The sequence below is a fragment of the Corallococcus praedator genome (assembly GCF_003612125.1).
Lineage (GTDB): Bacteria > Myxococcota > Myxococcia > Myxococcales > Myxococcaceae > Corallococcus > Corallococcus praedator.
Genome location: NZ_RAWI01000210.1, coordinates 1 through 16,278, shown reverse-complemented (window position 1 = coordinate 16,278; position 16,278 = coordinate 1). Strand labels below are relative to the sequence as shown.

Here is a 16,278-nt window from a genome sequence, read left to right as displayed (position 1 = left end):
GGGAGGGCCTGCGTCAGGGGACCCTGCAAGGAGGACTGCTCGCAGGCCTGCTCTTCAGCGCGGAATTCCTGCTCATCGCGCTGGCCCTCACGTACACCAGCGCGGGCCACGTCGCGGTGTTCCTCTACACCGCGCCCGTCTTCTCCGCGCTCGGACTGCACCTGCTGCTGCCCGGTGAAAAGCTGCGGCCGCTGCAGTGGCTGGGCATCGCCGTGTGCTTCGGCGGCATCGCCGTGGCGTTCGCCGGAGGGGCGACGCACACGCACTTCGACGCGCGCATGTTGCTGGGCGATGCGCTCGCGGTGGGCGCGGGCCTCGCATGGGGCCTCACGACGGTGGTGGTGCGCGGCTCGCGCCTCTCCGAAGCGCCGCCAAGCCTGACGCTGTTCTACCAACTGGCCCTCTGTTTCGTGCTGCTGCTGGGCGTGGCGTTCGCCACGGGTCAGGCGACGCGCGTCAACCTGACGCCCCTGGCGGTGGGCAGCGTGCTGTTCCAGGGCATCGGCGTGTCCTTCGCCAGCTACCTCGCCTGGTTCTGGCTGCTGCGCCGCTACCTCGCGTCCAACCTGGCCGTGTTCTCCTTCATGACGCCGCTGTTCGGCGTGTCGCTGGGCGTGCTCATCCTCAAGGAGCCGCTGACGCTGGGCTTCGTCTGGGGTGCGACGCTGGTGCTGGCGGGCATCGGGCTGGTGAGCGGCGAGGCCTGGCTGCGCCGGAAGCTGAAGCCGACCCGAAGCTGAGGTGGGCCGGGTGCGCGTCGCGCAAAAGCAGTAGCCTCCCGGGCGATGAATCGCACCGAAGCCACCCAGGCCCTTGAACTCATGCGCCGGGTCGTCGCGCAGGCCCGCGACGACACCGCGCTCCAGAACTGGGGCGCCATCTGGATGATCCACGCCTTCACCAACGGAGGGGGCTTCCTGGCCACGGACTGGCTCTGGGAAGCGGGCCATCGCGGCCCGGGGCCCTTCGTGCTGCTCTGGGGCGTGCTGCTGCTCCTCAACTTCGTCAGCATCTTCGCGATGAAGCGCGGCCAGACGGCCGGGGTGCGCTCGTTCATCGAACGGCAGATCTGGGCCATCTGGACCACCTTCATCGGGGGGCTGGTGCTGGTGGCGCTGCTCAACCTGCTGCTCGGGTTGGACCGGCTCTTCGTGCCCGCGGTGGCGTGCGTCCTGTTCGCCATGTCCTTCGCGTCCATGGGCGCGCTGATGGGCCGCGTCTGGTACGGGATGGCCCTGCTCTTCTCGCTGGTCGCCCTGGGGATGGCGCGCCTGGAGTCCCACGCGTTCGGAGTGCTGGGCGGGCTCTGGTTCCTCGTCCAGTTCAGCTCGGGGCTCGCGCTCCACCGCGCCCGGAGCCGACGACTGGCCTCGGGGGACGCAGGGCCCCGGCTGGTATGAGCCCGGAGACACTCGCGGCCCTGGTGGCGCTGGCCCTGGAACCGCTCGGGCTCACGGAGCGGGCGCTGACGGCACGCCTGGAGGACGCCGGCGTCGCGGAGCCCGCCGCGCTGCTGCGGAAGCTCGTCGCGTCGGGATGGGCGCAGGCCTCGCGAGGGGCGTGGGTGCTGACGCCCTCCGGACACGAGGCGCTGCGGGAAGCGCACGCCGCGCTCGAACGGGCCCAGGACCCCAGTCCAAGCTCCGACGGCATGGAGGAGTGTCCTTCCGTGCCCTGGCTCACGCAGGTGCAGACGCACTGGGTGGAAGCCGTCTCCATCAACTACGCGGTGGACCCGGACCGCCTCGCGCGCCTGCTGCCCGCGCCCCTGGAGCCGGAGGTCTTCCACGGCACGGCCTGGGTGCAGGTGCTGATGTCCTCGCTGCGAGACATGCGACCGCGAGGCCTGATGCCACTCATGGGCGTCTGCTTCTACCAGGTGAGCTACCGGGCCGCGGTGCGCTACCGCAACGCGAACGGCGACTGGCGACGCGGTGGCTACTTCGTGCGCAGCGAGACGAGCGACCCCGTGATGCGCGGCGTGGGAAACGCGCTCAAGGAATTCAAGTTCCATGAGTTTGGCGAAGCCCGGATGGTGATGGCGCGCGAGGGCGACCTGCTCACGGTGGGGGTGGACCCGGAGCCCGCCTTCCCCGGGGGGAAGCTGGTGGGCGTCTTCGATACGAAGGCCCGGACGCAGCCTCCCGAGGGCAGCGTGTGGACGGACCTGGACGCGCTCCATGAGCCGCTGGTCGAGTGCTACGACGCGTTCGGCGTGGCCGACGGGTTCGTCTATGTGCTGACCATCGACCGTGCGCCCTGGAACGCACGGTTCGCCACCCCGGTGCAGTGGTATTGCGAATACCTCCAGGAGGGCCCCCTCGCCCCGGGAGCGCGGCTCGACTCGGTGCTGCACCTCAACGAGTGCGCCTACCAGTGGCGCCCGCTGCGCCGCGAGCGATACGCACGCTGAGCCGTTTCGCCCCATCCAGATCCCATCACTCCCACCTCCCGCGCGAGCGATTGAGGCTCCCAGGTGGTGGTCTACCCTCCGTCCTGAAAGTGGGGGGGCATGCAATCCATGTTCGGTTCGTGGCGGCTGGCCACGGTGCTGTGTCTGACACTGGCGTCGGCCTGTGCCCACTATCGCGTCCAGGCGCCCGGCCATGCGGGGGCCCCGGCGACGGAGCCCGAGGGCGAGGTCCTCTGGTCGCTGGCCTGGGGGCTCGTCCAGGAGAGGCCACGGGTCGACAACTGTCAGGGCCAGGCGCTCGCGGAGGTGACCCAGAGCACCAACCTGGGCTTCGCGCTCATCAGCGTCGTGACGCTGGGCATCGCGATGCCGCAGCAAGTGAAGTGGCGCTGCGCCAAGGCCCAGCCGTCTCCGGGTGAGCTGGGGTCCCTCACCTCCACGCCGGTCGAGGCGAACTAGCCATGCCTCCCATCATCCACCAGAGCGACCTGAAGCAATGGCAGAACTGGCACGAGAGCTACAGCCAGAAGCTGGAGCTGCTGTTGGATGTATGGAATGCCAATGCCTCCGAGTCCTCGACGGAGGGCTATGCCGATACCACCCGGGGCCTGCAGGGGCTGATTGCCCAGGCGCTCCGGGATGGCCTGGAGATCCGCGCGCTGGGAGCCGGCTGGTCCTTCTCCCGCGCGCCCGCGACCAGTGGAATCCTGGTCAACACCAAGCCGCTGAACTACCTCTTCCCAACCCCTCGCGCCCACCCGTCCTACGCGGGCTCGCGGGACAACCTCCTCTTCGTCCAGTGCGGCAACTCCGTCGCGGAGCTGAACCACTTCCTGATGGAGAAGATGGGAAAGGCGCTGCCGACCTCCGGGGCCAGCAACGGGCAGACCATCGCCGGCGCCATTGGGACGGGTACGCACGGCTCCTCCCTGACCTTCGGGGCCATGCAGGACTTCGTGGCCGGCCTCCACCTCGTGGTCTCACCGGAGCGGCACGTGTGGCTGGAGCGCGCCAGTTCCCCCACCATCAACGATGACATCCCCCAGAAGCTTGGCGCGGAGCTCATCCGGGATGACACCCTGTTCAACGCCGCGCTCGTGAGCCTGGGCAGCTTCGGCATCGTGCATGGCGTCCTCCTCGTCGTCGAGGACCTCTACTACCTCCAGGCGTACCGCCGGCGGATGCCCCTGACCGAGGGCCTCTGGCGCGCGATGGACCAGCTCGACTTCTCCGGTGTCCAGCTCCCGGGCCCCCCGGGGCAGACGCCGTATCACTTCCAGGTCGTCATCAATCCCAACGACCTGGAGCGCGATGCCTACGTGACGGTGATGTACAAACATGCCCAGTGCCCTCCGGGCTCGAAGCCTCCCAGCCCTGGCAGCAAGCTGACACAAGGCGACAGCGGCCTGGAGATCGTCGGCGTCCTGACCGACATGGTCTCGGAGCTGACCATTCCCGTCCTCGCGAAGCTCTTGGACCGCTTCTATGGGGAGTTCTCGAACGTCTGTGGGCTCCCAGGAGAGATGTTCACCGACACGACCACCCGGGGAAGGGCCTTTGGCAGCGCGCTGGGAATGCCCCTCGGCCAGGTGCGCAAGACCGTGGAGCACGCCATGGCCATCAACCGGGAGTACCCCTTCCCCGGGCTGCTGGCGCTGCGCTACGTCCTGCCGTCCAAGGCCACGATGGCGTTCACCCACCACGGGCCCTTGACGTGCGTGCTCGACATCGACGGGGCCGGGTCGGCGCGCACGAAGACGTACTGCCAGAAGGTCTGGCAACGGCTCACCGAGCAGCAGGTGCCCTACACACTGCACTGGGGGAAGATCAACGACCTGGACGCGGCGCGCGTGCGGAGCATGTATGGCCCGGAGCGCATCGCTGCGTGGATCAAGGCACGAGAGGCCCTGCTCACCAGCCCCGCGCTGCGGGCGGCCTTCGCCAACGACTACCTGCGCACCCTGGGCCTCGCGTGAGCGCGCCGGGCCTCCGGCGGGGGCTCGCGCTGCTGACGGGCGTGGGGATGCTCCTCGGCCCGGGGCCAGGGCTCGCGCAGGACAACATCAACCTCTACCGCTTCGTGCTCGACGTGGACGTCCCGGAGTCCGCGGCCCTCGTGGCCCTGGATGAGACGCCCACGCACGTGCTGCTCGGCGCGGCGCCCAAGCCCCTCATGGCCACGCTGGTCGCCTCACGGACCTCGGAGACGCTCCGCCCGGGCCTCGCCCTGGACGTCGCGCCCTACTTCCTCTTCGGAGGTGGCGTCCGGAGCCTCTCCCGGTATCGCTCCAACTCGGTGGCCGGCCGGCTCATGCGGGTGCTGACCAAGACGACGCTGTCGGCCGCGGTGGTTCCCGACGCCACGGTGGCGGACGCGTGGCGCGTGGGCTTCGGCCTCCGGACGACGGTCCACGACCCTCATGATCCCGTGCTCAACTCGCCCCTGCCCGAGAAGGTGGCGGACGCCCTGGCGAGCCACGGCGTGTCCCCGCCCGGGGACGCGGAGGAAGACGTCTCGGAGCGCGGCGTGGACATCTCCACGCTCTTCGCCGAGGCCCTGCGGACGATGCGGGCCCGGGGCGACATCCAGATCTCCGGCGGCTGGGGCGTCTCCGCTCGCGTGGAGGGAGACGTGCTCTCCGCGGACGGCCTCACGGACACCCGGCACACGTTCTGGGTGACCGGCCAGTCCGCGCTCGGCCCGCGCTTCGATGTGCTCGCGACGGTGCAGGGGCTGGATGTGTGGAACTCCGAGCGGGCCCTGCGTGCCGGGGCGGGCGTGCAACGCAAGACAACCCTCGCTGACTTCCGCGCCGAGCTTGTCTTTGACACCACGGATGATCGCCTGCACCCCGCGGTGGCCATCGACCTGAAGCTGCCCGGCTGCACGAGCGTCATCGCCGCGCTCGCCACGGTGCCCGGCCCGGACACCCGGTTGCTCCGGGCCCAGGTGCAGCTGCGCGGATACTTCGCACAGTGCCCGTAGCTTTTTGAAACCCCGAGCCTGCGTCTGCCTTTTGGACGATCCTGGAACTGTCCGTTCTTCCTGGAATACTCGACTCCCAAGCCGGCAGTGTGAGATCCCACCGCCAGTCTTCAACCACAGGGAGTTCGACGTGCTGAGCCGTTCATCCATTTGGATCACGACGTTGTTGATGGGTTTCACGGGGGTGCAGTCAGGCTGCGGCGCCGTGGATCCTTCCGCCCCGGAAGCACCGCGCACCGAGCAGGCCGAGCAGCCGCTGCTGACGGGCGAGCGCGCCCTCTTCAGCGCCTCCGCGGTGCCGGCCGTGGCGGCCGCGAATGACAGCGCCGCGGTGGAGCTGGGGCTGCGCTTCCGCAGCGACGCGCCCGGGCAAATCAAGGGCGTGCGTTTCTACAAAGGCGCGGGCAACACGGGCACGCACACCGGCAGCCTCTGGTCGGCGTCAGGGACGCTGCTGGCCACCGCGACATTCCAGGGTGAGACGGCGTCGGGCTGGCAGGAGGTGCGCTTCACCACGCCGGTCAACATCACGGCGGACACGAACTACGTCGTGTCCTACCACGCGCCCGCGGGGCACTACGCCGCGACGAGCAACGGCTTCGCGTCCGCGCTGGATGCGCCGCCGCTCCATGCGCCCGCGAGCGTGACGGGGGGCGGCAACGGCCTCTATCGCTATGGCGCCAGCGGCTTTCCCACCGACACCTTCCAGGCCACCAACTACTGGGTGGACGTGGCGTTCCAGCCCAACGACACCACGCCACCGACGGCCCCCACCAACGTGGTCGCGTCGCCCAACTCGTCCACCGCCATCGACCTGACCTGGTACGCCTCCGTGGATGGCAATGGCGAGATGCAGGGCAACGCGCGTGCGCACCTGGTGTACCGGGGCAGCCTGCTGCTCGCGGAGTTGCCCGGCACCACCACGAGCTACCGCGACACCGGCCTGACGCCCGCCACCGCGTACCAGTACACCGTGCGGGGCCGTGACGCCGCCGGCAACGTGGGCCCCGCGTCCGCCACCGTCACCGCCACCACGCTCGCGAGCAGCGTCTGCAACCCGTGCAGCCTGTGGAACGTGGTGACGGGCGACCCTCAGTTCGAGAACGCGGACGCCACGCCGACCGAGGTGGGCCTGAAGTTCCACACCGACGTGGCGGGCACGGTGACGAAGGTGCGCTACTACAAGGCCAGCGGCGACATCGGGCCGCACGTGGGTCACCTGTGGAGCGCCACGGGCACGCTGCTGGGCACGACCACGCAGGCGCCCGGGGAGACCAGCTTCGGATGGAGGGAGCTGACGTTCCCGACGCCGGTGGCCCTTGCCGCGAACACGACCTATGTCGTGTCGTACTTCGCGACCGCCGGTCGCTATGCCATTTCGACCAACTACTTCAGCAACGCGGGCGTGGACATGCCGCCCCTGCATGCGCCGTCCGCGGTCGCGGCGGGTGGCAACGGGGTGCGCCGTCTGAATGGCAGCGGCTTCCCGTCGGACGCGTGGCTGAACACCAACTTCTGGGTGGACATCGCCTTCGTGCCCGCCACGGGCGACGCGTCTCCGGTCGACCTGTCCGTGCAGCACGACTTCCCCGCCGGGTCGGGCGTCCGGGGCGAGGCGCTCTCCTATGACATCACCGTGACGAACCACGGCACGCGGGCGGCCACCAACCTCTCGCTCGACGTTCCCGTTCCGGCCGGGCTCGCGCCGTTCGCCTTCACGCCGACGGCGTCGGTGGGCACGTGCGGCTACTGGACCAGCAACACCATGCACTGCGACATCACGAGCCTGCCGGCCGGACAGGACGCGGTCGTTCGCATGACGCTGGTGCCCTCGCTCGCCGGGACGTTCCAGTTCCAGGCGACCGTCACGGCGTCGGAGACGGACAACGTTCCGGGCAACAACACCAGCACCGTGACGATCCCCGTGGGCCCCGCGTCGAACCTGGTCACGTTCGATACCTTCGACGGTGCGGATGAGGCCATCACCGGTCCCCACGGCCCGTTCTACTTCGTGCAGAACAAGTGGTACCTCGCGTCGCCTTGGGGCGGGTTCACGACGAAGAGCGTCTCGTTCAACGGCGGGGGTGTGAACCAGGGCGAGCTCAGCATCTATGGGGAGCGGAACATCGTCGGGCTCGACGCCTTCACCTGGGACACGGGCGCGACGCTGACCCTGAGCTGCTTCAACCAGCCCACGCGCATCTTCACCCTGACGCCGGGTCAGGTGACCCACGTCGTGACGAACTGGCAGGGCACCTGCTCGTACGTCACCCTGGCGACGTCGAACGGCTGGGACACGAACTTCGACAACATCGAGCTGACGCCGCTGCCGTGAGTCCGTGACGGCGGGGGCGCGCCGTGTCCGGGCGCCTCCCCTGCGCCTGCCTCCGCACCGGGGGCAGGCGCAAAGCAGGTGTTGGAGGAGGGCAAGTCCCGGGCGCAGGTGGCCAAGGACCTGGACCTGACGCGCAGCGCATTGGAAACCTGGGTGAGGCAGGCGCGCGCCGATGCGGGCCAGGGACCGCCCGGGGTGCTGACGAGGGGCGAGAAGGAAGAGCTGACCCAGCTGCGCCGCGAGGTACACCAGCTGCGGATGGAGCGTGAAGTATTCGGCGGCCTTCTTCGCCAGGGAGAGCACGTGAGGTTCGCGGCCATCCAGGAGGAGAAGGCGCACTACCCGGTGGCCCTGCTGTGCCGTGTGCTGGAGGTGTCCCGGGCGGGCTACTACGCCTGGGAGGGGCGGGAGGCGTCCGCACGCCAGAAGGCCAACGCCGCGCTGGCGGAGCAAATCCGGCGGGTGCACCAGGACAGCCGCCGCACCTATGGCAGCCCCCGCGTGCGCGCTGAGCTGAAAGCGCAGGGCCAGCACGTGGGCCGGCACCGCGTGGCCCGGCTGATGCGCGAGGCCGGGTTGCGGGCTCGCCGGCGCAGGCGCTTCGTGCACACCACGGACTCCAAGCACGGCCTGCCGGTGGCACCCAACGTACTGGCTCGCGACTTCAATCCGCCCAAATCCAACCAGGCCTGGGTGACGGACATCACGTACGTGCCCACGCGCGAGGGCTGGGTGTACCTGGCGGTCGTGCTGGACCTCTTCAGTCGGCGCATCATCGGCTGGGCCATGGACCACTGCATTGACCGACACCTGGTGCTCTCGGCCCTCGACATGGCGTTGAAGGGTCGCTGTCCCCCCGCCGGGTTGCTGCACCCTTCGGATCGCGGCAGCCAAGGTGGATTCAACGGGTCGTCGCAACACTCGAAGCTGAGGAGTTGCGATGGGTGCGAAGAATCGTCGACGGGCTGCCCGAGCTGGACGCCCTCCCATGTCATCGCCCGGCCGTCCATCCGTAGGGCGGCGGCACTCCTCGCTCGGCTACGTCAGCCCCGTCGAGTTCGAGAAGGCTGCCTCACAGGTGCTGCTGGCTGCTTAACCCACCTGTCCACCGACCCCGGGAAAGCTCATCTGGGCTGCCAGTGACTCCGGGCCTCAGGCTCCGCCCGAGGCGTCGTGGAGCTTCAGCACGTAGAGGAAGTCCGGGACGGTGAGTCCGCGCGCCACGACGAGCCCGTCACGCAGGATGATCGTCTCCTCCAGCGAGTCGTGGAAGCGCGCCAGGGGCGTGGTGTCCATCCGGCGATGGAACGCGACGGGCTCGTCGCTGAGCACCTCCCAGTACGCGCGGCGCGTCACCTCATCGGGCTCCGCGTTACCATCGAGCACCTCTCTCGGCGCCCCCGTGGCGAGGTCGAAGAAGCGCGTCTTCTGGTCATCCGAGCGGGTGACGAGCACGTCCCCTTCCATGGCCACCAGGAACGGCAGCGCGGGGTGCTGTACCTCGTACATGAGCCGCCCCGTGTCCGCTTCATACAGGCGCACCCGGTCGTCCAGTGTGCACACGGCCACCCGCAGGCCATCCTCGGAGAGCCTCGCGGCGATGACCGGCTCTTCGGAGACCTGGAGCACGCGCCGGAAACCCGAGGTCAGGTCGAAGAGCTCGAGCTCACCCGAGGCCCGTCCCACCGCGATGCGCGGCACGCGCGCGGCCGCCGTGTACGCCACTGCGGGCTTCATCAAGGCCTGCGTGTCGAGCACAAGCCGGCCCGTCTTCACGTCGTGCACCTGGAGCCGGGAGGGCTCTTCATGGCCCGACACGACGCAGGCGCCGTCCGGGGTGAACTCCACCATCGTGACAGGGGCCTCGGGGCCCTTGAGTGTGTGGAGCAACTGGCCGTCGGCCACGCGCCACACTCGCACCACGCCCAGCTCGAACGTCCCCGCGAGCAGCGTCGTGTCCGGGGAGAAGGTCATGACCTGCTTCATCGTCATCTTCCTGGACGCATCCCGCCCCTCCAGCGGCTTCCCGGTCAGCTCCATCGTCGGTGCGAGGCGTGCCAGGTCGAACAACTGGATGCCCCGTCGCCACCCGTCCTCCAGGTAGCTCGTGACGGGATAGGCGGCCAGCGCGTCGTTCCCGCTGAAGCGCCAGGCATGCAGGTTGGATGCATTGGCCTCGGGCGGTGGCTCGCGTACGTGGCCCTGGGCATCGATAACGAGCATGCCATCCATCCGCATCGCGACGGCCAGGGCTCCCTCGGCCCGTCCCCACAGGTGCTTCACGCGGTGCTGCTCGGAGAGGAGCCTGGGGGGAGTGGGCGCATCGAGCTGGCTCAGCAGCACACCGCCATCGACGGCCGTCAGCGCGAAGTGCTTCAGGTCCGGCGAGAAGGCCGCGCCGCGCTCGTGCCCGTCCGAGGAATAGGGACGCGACCACACCGAGGCGCCGTCCTTCACGTCCAGCACCTCCAGCCGGTCGTACCCCAAGAGGCCCAGCCGCGAGGTCCCCAGCCACTGCACGTGGGAGTAGCGCGAGCCCCCCTGGATGCCGCGCACCCGCTGCCAGGTCTTCGTCTCCGCCACGCCGACGTCATCGAGGTCCGCCCACGCGAGCCACTCGCCGTCCGGACTGAAGGCCACGGTGCTCACGGAGCGCTGCGCATCCAACCGCGCCACCTGCTCGCCCGTGGCCACTTCCCACACGCGCACCGTGTCGTCCGACGCGCCCGACACGAGCCAGCGCCCCGAGGGATGGAACGCCACGCTCAACACGGACTGCTGGTGCCCCTTGAGCGTGCGGACCTTCTCACCCGTGTCCAGGTCATACAGGTGGATGAGCCAGCCGAGGTTGGCCACCGCCAGCAGCGTGCCATCCGGGCTGAAGGCCACCGACGTCACCTGTCCCTCCTGACGGCGGAACAAGTGCAGGTGCTCTCCCGTCTCCACGTCCCAGACGCGCGCTTCATGCGCCCTGGAGCCCGAGGCCAGTTGCTTGCCATCCGGGCTCCACGAAATCCCGCGCACCTCCATCTCGTGGCCCTCCATCACCCGGAGTTGCTTGCCCGTCGCCACGTCCCAGACGTGGACGTTGTTACCGTCGGCGTGCGAGCCGTCGGAGTACGAGCCGGTGGCGAGCCGCGTCCCCGTCGCATCGAAGGCCGCGCACAACACCTGGGACTCGTGCCAGAGGTACACGTCGGCACCCTCCAGCGCGCCACGCAGCGGCAGGAGGGACTCCACCCAGGGCGCACCGCCGGAGGACTCGCGCTGCCGTCGCCACCAAGCCGCGAGCTGGTGGAGGTGCGCCTCCGGGTCGTCCCAGGGGCCCTGGCCCGTGACGGAGAAGTGCCGCGCGGCGTCTGGCGCGTCGTACCAGCGCAGCCGGTTGTAGAGGCACTGGAAGATTGCCTCGGGGTGCTCGCGCAGGAAGTCCGCGTCGAGGGTGACGGCCTTGCGCAGCACGCCGAGCGTCCGAGGCCCCACGGTGGGGCCGTCCTCGTGCAGCACGCGCGTGTCCGCCGGCGTCCGGGCGAGCGCGTCGTCGAGCGCGGCGAGCAGCCCGTCCACCCCTTCGGCGTCGATGAGGGCTTCGAGGGTGGAGAGCTCTGTGAGGGATGCGAGGTCTTGGGGCATGGGGGGCCTTCGCCGCGAGGTGCGGGGGGGACGCATTCTCGCGGCGACCCTCCGCCGGTTTCAATGGGCGAGTGCCCGGCGCGTCGCAGAGCTGGTGAAGGAGTTGGCCCGGGCCCAGGTGCGCCTCAAGCGAGCCGAGGCCCTGCTGGACCTGCAAAAAAAGTATCGGACATGTGTCTCCAATGCGTGACGCTCGGAGCCACGTCAACCGGGCTCCGAGCGCTCACTGCCTCGGGACTACAGTCGCGGCAGACACGACAGGCAGGGGACAGGCCCTAGTCCTATGACCGGGTGAAGTCTGTGGGTTGGTAATGGAACTTCGCTCGGGCCTTCGGCACGGTGAATCGCCAGCGAATCCGGATCCGGTGGCGGTTGGCCCACTTCTGCCATGCCTGCGTTTCGCAGCGGAGCTTGTCGAGCGTGGGGATGCGCCGCTTCCCCAAACACTGACGGGAGAGCAGGGAAATCTCTACCTCCGCCTGATTGAGCCAACTGCCGTGGACGGGCGTGTAGTGTAGAGTGAATCGAAGCCAGAGCCGACGTCCTGCACGTACCCCGTACCGCACCTCCAACGCATGGCGGCTGTGGGTACTGAGGTTGTCCAGCACCAGGTGAATGGTGTTCGCCTCCGGGTACCTCGGCGATATCCTGGAGGGCTTCGGCAAACGCCGGACTCTTGGACCTGGAAGGTATGCCGTCGCGCGAGCGCCATCGCCGCGAACACCAGCGCGATGTCCTTCGCATGGAGCGACTCGTGGAAGAGGTCGCTCATGCTGTTGACGAAGACGCGCCGGGGCTTCCGCCAGCGGAGCGGCTCGGCCAGCATCTCCGCGTCGAGCACCACCTTGCCCGTCCATCGCGGGCCGGCCGGGGTGCTCTTCACCAGGCCCTCGTAGGGCTGGCCAGGGCCGGCGAGCCGGATGGCCATGCGCTCCGCGTAGCAGCCACCCTTGCGGTTGCCGGAGGTGCCGCCACCGCAACCGGGAGAGACGCGGGAGCAGCCGCGAGTTGGGTTCCACACAACGTCCGTCCACTCGATGCTCGTGTCACCCATGGCGCTGCACCTCGTGCTTCGTGGAGAGGCCGCCGGGCAGGACGCGCAGCGCGGGCCGGCCGGTGGTGCTGGTGGACGTGGGGCGTGGTTGGTGGCGCTCCAGCAGCTTCAGGAGCGGGGTCGCCACGCGGAGCAGCGCGGTGGCGCAGAGGACGCCAAGGGCGCGAAGGACGTCACGCATGGCACGCCCCCTCTCCGCCCGAGAACGCGTCCACCAGCGCGGCCTTCGCGCGCTCGTGGAGGGACCACTCCCGCTTCAGCGCCTTCCGCCAGAGGCGCCAGCAGAGCTTGTCCTTGCAGGTGGCGACGGGCCGGTCCTGCAGCTCGTTGAGGACTTCGCGCCGCGAGCGCGGCGCCCAGCACACCGCGCAGCGCGCCTTTGCGAGCCCACGCCGTCTGCGACGGCGGCCACCAGCCCCCCGCTGCCCACGTGATGCCCGACGGCGTCCTGCTGGTAGTCCCGCAGCCCCTTCTCGGAGCACGAGCCCACGTCGAAGGCGGGGCTCATCGGCCACCGCCCTTCTTGCCGCGCTGAGCCTTGGCGTCCGGCGCGGTGGACGAAGGGTTCTTCGCGGCGACCGCCTGCGTTGGCAGCCAGCAGAACGCCTCGTACGCGTAGCTCCCCTTCCCCGTCGAGGATCCGGAAACGCCCCATCCACCGGGGACGCGCTGGAAGTGCAACGTGAAGTTGTCGGGAAGACGGGACTGCTTGGGTGTCACCGCTTTGCGGTTGGATGACATGACGTGCTTCTCCTGGTCGCACCCGGAGGTGCGGCCGGAATGAATGGGTTCGGGGCTACGGGTGTGCGGTGCCGGCAGCGCGGTGGAGTGCGCCAACGGCGAGATGGGCGGGGGTTGACGCTGCGGGCGGTAGGGGCTGCAGGTCCTGCTACGACTTGGCAGGGAGGAGCCGTCGCGCCACGCGCCACAAGGCCGCGGCAGCGCGACTGAGGGCTCGCCCTCATGGCATCCAGGCACGCGGTGCAGTGCGTCCAGGGATGGGGGCCATGTCCGGCCTGCATGTGGAGGCAGCTAGCGAGCCGCTCCAAGCCGTCCACGGCGGCGGAGGCGGCGGCCTTCGCCGCATCGCGCTCTGCTCGCCCGGAGCCCCTCGTCATGATGCTCAGTGACTGCCGGATGACATGGGCCGGTCCGACGGGCCCGGAACTCCCACCGGACTCCCAGGCCGGTGACCCACCCCCACCGAATCACCGTCGTTGCGACGGGATTCTGCCCTGATATAAAGGGGTTGCGCTGGATTGACCCCGTAGCTCAGTTGGATAGAGCGGCGGTTTCCTAAACCGCAGGCCACAGGTTCGATTCCTGTCGGGGTCGCTCTCCAACCCCCCGGTCCGACTGAGGAAATCAGCGGGCCGGGGGCGAGGGAGCCCACGAGCCAGCACGAGCGGTGAGTCCAGGGCGAGTTCAGGCGGGGTTTCGTCCCCGGCCGCCTCCCGGACACGTTTACCCTCACCTTGCACCGCACGCCCGAGGGCTGGTGCGTGGACGACTCGGCCACTGGCAGCGGGCACTACACCTACGAGGCGTTCTGCAACGCACAGGTGAATTTCGCGAACCAGGGCGTGGCCGTCGGACGCGTCTAGCTGGAAGGTCTGGTGCCGAAGCCGGGCGACGAGTTCCCCGCCTTCATCGCGTAGGAGTCGCCCTTGGGACCGGCCTGCACATGCGGTCCCGGGCCTCCCTCTCAAGGGGGATGCGTCGGCCCCCATAGAGCCGGATAGACCGCCATGCATGAAAATCTGGAACATTCCCTCGTGTGGCATGCGGGTGGTCCTCGTGCTCGCCTTGGCGGCTGCAGGCCCTGGCGGCACAGCGCACGCCCAGGCGCCGTGCACGCCCAAGGACTCCACGGTGAGCTGCTGCGTGAAGACGCACCCACTCGCACCGGAGCGCTGCGGTGCCACGAAGCTGGAGGCGGAGGAAATTCTCTTCGCCGCCATGGCGGCCATGGAGTTGGCCAAGCCGGACTTGCCGGAGTGGAAGCGCAACTGCATCGAAACCTACGTGACGTGCAAGGAGGACCACTGGACAGGCTCCTGCTACGACTGCTTCCGGAGCTGCGAAGGACAGAAGGGTGAGTGGCCGCGCGACAAGTGCCGCCGGAAAGGAGGCGCGTGAGCATGTCCGAGGACATTGACTGGGATCCGGTGAGAGCGCTGGCGGCTCGGGTGGAGGCGGGCGAGACGTTGACGCTCACTTCGGAGGTGCAAGAGCTGCTGCTGCGCACAGCTCGCGAGGTGGGGATACCAACACCCAACGCACAGACGGCCGTGAGGGAAGTAGGTGCCGCCACCGCTCTGTTGCGTGAAGCCCGGGCTCGCATCCGAGACGGCTCCATACGGTTGTCGCTCACGGAGAGGAGGGCGCGAGACCTGGCGCGTGCAGGAGACACTTCCGGAGCGCGGAAGCTTCTGGAGGATCTGCTCGCGGTGGAAGTGGTGCCGCTCTACCGCGAGCAGGCGGAGCTGGCGCTGGAGGACCTGGACTGACGGCCGGTCATCCGCACCGCGCGCAGCACCCGCCACTGCTTCCGGAAGCGGCCCGCGCGTGAGGTTGGGACGCTTGCCCTGCTCCGCACTCGCGCACTCCAGATGCCGCGTGCCGGTGGCGGCGGAGTACTCCACGTACTCGCCCTTCAGGAGACGAAAGCCAGGCGCCGGAAGCCCAGGACGTCCGGCCGGTACTCGACGCGGGTGAAGGCCTTCACCTTCGCGTCCGTGCGCGCCGCGTCCTCCAGGGTGAGCGTGCGACTACCGCCCCCGGAGGCGCCCACCACCACGCCCGCGCCCACGTGCACCATCACGTGGTCCGAGTCGCCCGCCTTGCCGTACAGCACCAGGTCCCGAGGCTGAAGGTCCGCCACGCTCGCCACCGGCTTGCACGCGTCCCACAGCCGGTCCGTGTTGTGCGTCTTGCGCCAGTCGGGCCCGCCCACCTGGTGCAGGCACCACGTCACCAGCCCGGAGCAGTCGAAGAGCTGAGCGCCGTTCGCCGCGCGCTCCCCCTTCGCGCCCCAGCGGTAGGGGGAGTGCATCAGGGAGAGGACGCGGGAGAGGAAGGCGGCACGCTGCGATGTGATGGGCACGACGAGCTCCGGGGACTACGCGGTGCTCCCCGGGGAAGGGGTGCCCATCGGCCCGTTGAGGGGTGCTACGTGCAACCCGTGGAGCAGTAGCCTTCTGGGCAGCAGCGTTCATGGACGCCGATGCAGCGCGGCTCGCCAGGGGTGTCGTTACACAACCTTCAAAGGCAGACATGATACAATCCGTGCAAGTCGAATTTGATGCATCCAGGGAGATGGAACCCTGACAGTAGGCACCGCGCCACAAAGACTCAAGCCAACGCTCGAACGAAAGGATTTAGCGGTCGGGCTGCGAATCCTTGGCCACCACGTTCGCGGCGTGCTGGAGCTGGCGCGTGGTGCGCTCCCCCAGCAGGGGCATCTGGTCCACGACGGTCTCGTGCTTCGACTGCCGACGCGACAGCAGCCCGTTGAGGAGCGGGACGAGGAGCTGGCTCACGGCCAGGATGAGGACGGCGGACTCGGTGCTGTCGGGGGCATGCCCGGACAGAAAGGGCGGCGGCTTTGCGTTCACCCTGTCGCGCCGTCGCCGCCCGCTATGGCAAGACGGCGACCAACTACCTCGCCGTCTTGCGCACGTCGCATCCATTCGGATGTGACCCGGTCGCATCAGAGCCAGGGCCTCAGCCGATCCCGCAGCGTGCGCACTCCAGGCCATGCCTGCGCCAGCGCGTGGTAGAGCGGCCGTCCGAGCCGGAGCGTGGCCTCCGCCAATTCCGGAGGTCTGGAAGCCGGGGGCTCCGGGGGCTGGGGC

Annotated in this window: 17 protein-coding genes, 1 tRNA gene and 2 pseudogenes; 12 read left to right on the top strand and 8 right to left on the bottom strand. The window is 69.2% G+C overall.

The annotated features are described in order from the left end of the window. The 8 genes and pseudogenes from D7Y13_RS24620 to D7Y13_RS24585 form a co-directional block, all read left to right on the top strand. A partial coding sequence (locus D7Y13_RS24620; RefSeq protein WP_147452486.1) for a DMT family transporter occupies positions 1-740 on the top strand: 740 nt, incomplete at its 5' end. Between the two features lie 45 nt (positions 741-785). Further along, positions 786-1,400, top strand: coding sequence for a hypothetical protein (locus D7Y13_RS24615; protein WP_147444374.1), 615 nt, complete (start codon positions 786-788; stop codon positions 1,398-1,400). Next, a complete protein-coding gene (locus D7Y13_RS24610) occupies positions 1,397-2,413 on the top strand; it encodes a DUF2071 domain-containing protein (RefSeq protein WP_120584515.1) in 1,017 nt (338 codons plus the stop codon). The genes D7Y13_RS24615 and D7Y13_RS24610 overlap by 4 nt, the downstream gene beginning before the upstream one ends. 99 nt (positions 2,414-2,512) lie before the next feature. Then, positions 2,513-2,872 carry a hypothetical protein gene (locus D7Y13_RS45820; protein ID WP_158620416.1) on the top strand — a complete coding sequence of 120 codons (360 nt, stop codon included), beginning with the start codon at positions 2,513-2,515 and terminating at the stop codon, positions 2,870-2,872. 2 nt (positions 2,873-2,874) lie between these two features. Next, positions 2,875-4,389, top strand: a complete 1,515-nt coding sequence (locus D7Y13_RS24600) for an FAD-binding protein (protein ID WP_120584516.1) — start codon at positions 2,875-2,877, stop codon at positions 4,387-4,389. Continuing rightward, positions 4,386-5,399, top strand: a complete 1,014-nt coding sequence (locus D7Y13_RS24595; protein WP_120584517.1) for a hypothetical protein — start codon at positions 4,386-4,388, stop codon at positions 5,397-5,399. The genes D7Y13_RS24600 and D7Y13_RS24595 overlap by 4 nt, the downstream gene beginning before the upstream one ends. Before the next feature lie 205 nt (positions 5,400-5,604). Further along, complete coding sequence (locus D7Y13_RS24590; protein WP_233595711.1) at positions 5,605-7,734, top strand: DUF4082 domain-containing protein; 2,130 nt, start codon at positions 5,605-5,607, stop codon at positions 7,732-7,734. A gap of 78 nt (positions 7,735-7,812) precedes the next feature. Next, positions 7,813-8,830 (top strand): annotated as a pseudogene (locus D7Y13_RS24585) (IS3 family transposase). 56 nt (positions 8,831-8,886) lie between these two features. On the opposite strand, the gene D7Y13_RS24580 reads toward D7Y13_RS24585, so the two are convergent. The 6 genes and pseudogenes from D7Y13_RS24580 to D7Y13_RS24550 all read right to left on the bottom strand — a co-directional run bounded on the left by D7Y13_RS24580 (position 8,887) and on the right by D7Y13_RS24550 (position 13,162). Further along, positions 8,887-11,367, bottom strand: coding sequence for a WD40 repeat domain-containing protein (locus D7Y13_RS24580; RefSeq protein WP_120584519.1), 2,481 nt, complete (start codon positions 11,365-11,367; stop codon positions 8,887-8,889). 281 nt (positions 11,368-11,648) lie between these two features. Continuing rightward, positions 11,649-12,224 carry a transposase gene (locus D7Y13_RS49040; protein WP_369333599.1) on the bottom strand — a complete coding sequence of 192 codons (576 nt, stop codon included), beginning with the start codon at positions 12,222-12,224 and terminating at the stop codon, positions 11,649-11,651. Then, positions 12,107-12,421: pseudogene (locus D7Y13_RS49035) on the bottom strand (DUF5131 family protein); the annotation flags it as partial. The pseudogene D7Y13_RS49035 and the gene D7Y13_RS49040, both read right to left, overlap by 118 nt. Continuing rightward, on the bottom strand, positions 12,414-12,602 hold the full coding sequence (locus D7Y13_RS24560; RefSeq protein ID WP_120534082.1) for a hypothetical protein: 189 nt from the start codon (positions 12,600-12,602) through the stop codon (positions 12,414-12,416). The gene D7Y13_RS24560 and the pseudogene D7Y13_RS49035, both read right to left, overlap by 8 nt. Continuing rightward, the gene (locus D7Y13_RS24555; protein WP_120584522.1) at positions 12,595-12,786 is read right to left on the bottom strand and encodes a hypothetical protein; all 192 of its coding nucleotides are present in this window, start codon (positions 12,784-12,786) and stop codon (positions 12,595-12,597) included. Before D7Y13_RS24555 ends, D7Y13_RS24560 begins: the two co-directional genes overlap by 8 nt. 139 nt (positions 12,787-12,925) lie before the next feature. Further along, positions 12,926-13,162 carry a hypothetical protein gene (locus D7Y13_RS24550; RefSeq protein WP_120534084.1) on the bottom strand — a complete coding sequence of 79 codons (237 nt, stop codon included), beginning with the start codon at positions 13,160-13,162 and terminating at the stop codon, positions 12,926-12,928. Positions 13,163-13,682: 520 nt separating this feature from the next. Here D7Y13_RS24550 and D7Y13_RS24545 point away from each other — a divergent pair. From D7Y13_RS24545 to D7Y13_RS24535, 4 genes are all read left to right on the top strand, one after another. Then, positions 13,683-13,756 (top strand) — tRNA-Arg (locus tag D7Y13_RS24545). A 140-nt stretch (positions 13,757-13,896) separates the two neighbouring features. Next, complete coding sequence (locus tag D7Y13_RS48755; protein WP_255424432.1) at positions 13,897-14,025, top strand: hypothetical protein; 129 nt, start codon at positions 13,897-13,899, stop codon at positions 14,023-14,025. A gap of 148 nt (positions 14,026-14,173) precedes the next feature. Then, positions 14,174-14,560, top strand: a complete 387-nt coding sequence (locus tag D7Y13_RS24540; RefSeq protein WP_233595712.1) for a hypothetical protein — start codon at positions 14,174-14,176, stop codon at positions 14,558-14,560. A 2-nt stretch (positions 14,561-14,562) separates the two neighbouring features. Further along, entirely contained in the window at positions 14,563-14,931 is a 369-nt protein-coding gene (locus D7Y13_RS24535) for a DUSAM domain-containing protein (protein ID WP_120584523.1), read from the top strand. A 146-nt stretch (positions 14,932-15,077) separates the two neighbouring features. Here the strand turns inward: D7Y13_RS24535 and D7Y13_RS24530 are convergent, their stop codons facing one another. Together D7Y13_RS24530 and D7Y13_RS24525 are read right to left on the bottom strand one after the other, a co-directional pair. Next, complete coding sequence (locus D7Y13_RS24530; RefSeq protein WP_233595713.1) at positions 15,078-15,527, bottom strand: NlpC/P60 family protein; 450 nt, start codon at positions 15,525-15,527, stop codon at positions 15,078-15,080. Between the two features lie 274 nt (positions 15,528-15,801). Continuing rightward, complete coding sequence (locus D7Y13_RS24525) at positions 15,802-16,038, bottom strand: hypothetical protein (RefSeq protein ID WP_233595714.1); 237 nt, start codon at positions 16,036-16,038, stop codon at positions 15,802-15,804. Positions 16,039-16,278: the final 240 nt, after the last annotated feature.

Coding starts and splice junctions, on each gene's coding strand:
- D7Y13_RS24615 (WP_147444374.1), top strand. CDS start 786: ATGAATCGCACCGAAGCCACCCAGGCCCTTGAACTCATGCGCCGGGTC.
- D7Y13_RS24610 (WP_120584515.1), top strand. CDS start 1,397: ATGAGCCCGGAGACACTCGCGGCCCTGGTGGCGCTGGCCCTGGAACCG.
- D7Y13_RS45820 (WP_158620416.1), top strand. CDS start 2,513: ATGCAATCCATGTTCGGTTCGTGGCGGCTGGCCACGGTGCTGTGTCTG.
- D7Y13_RS24600 (WP_120584516.1), top strand. CDS start 2,875: ATGCCTCCCATCATCCACCAGAGCGACCTGAAGCAATGGCAGAACTGG.
- D7Y13_RS24580 (WP_120584519.1), bottom strand. CDS start 11,367: ATGCCCCAAGACCTCGCATCCCTCACAGAGCTCTCCACCCTCGAAGCC.
- D7Y13_RS49040 (WP_369333599.1), bottom strand. CDS start 12,224: ATGGACGGGCAAGGTGGTGCTCGACGCGGAGATGCTGGCCGAGCCGCT.
- D7Y13_RS24560 (WP_120534082.1), bottom strand. CDS start 12,602: ATGCGTGACGTCCTTCGCGCCCTTGGCGTCCTCTGCGCCACCGCGCTG.
- D7Y13_RS24550 (WP_120534084.1), bottom strand. CDS start 13,162: ATGTCATCCAACCGCAAAGCGGTGACACCCAAGCAGTCCCGTCTTCCC.
- D7Y13_RS24540 (WP_233595712.1), top strand. CDS start 14,174: ATGAAAATCTGGAACATTCCCTCGTGTGGCATGCGGGTGGTCCTCGTG.
- D7Y13_RS24535 (WP_120584523.1), top strand. CDS start 14,563: ATGTCCGAGGACATTGACTGGGATCCGGTGAGAGCGCTGGCGGCTCGG.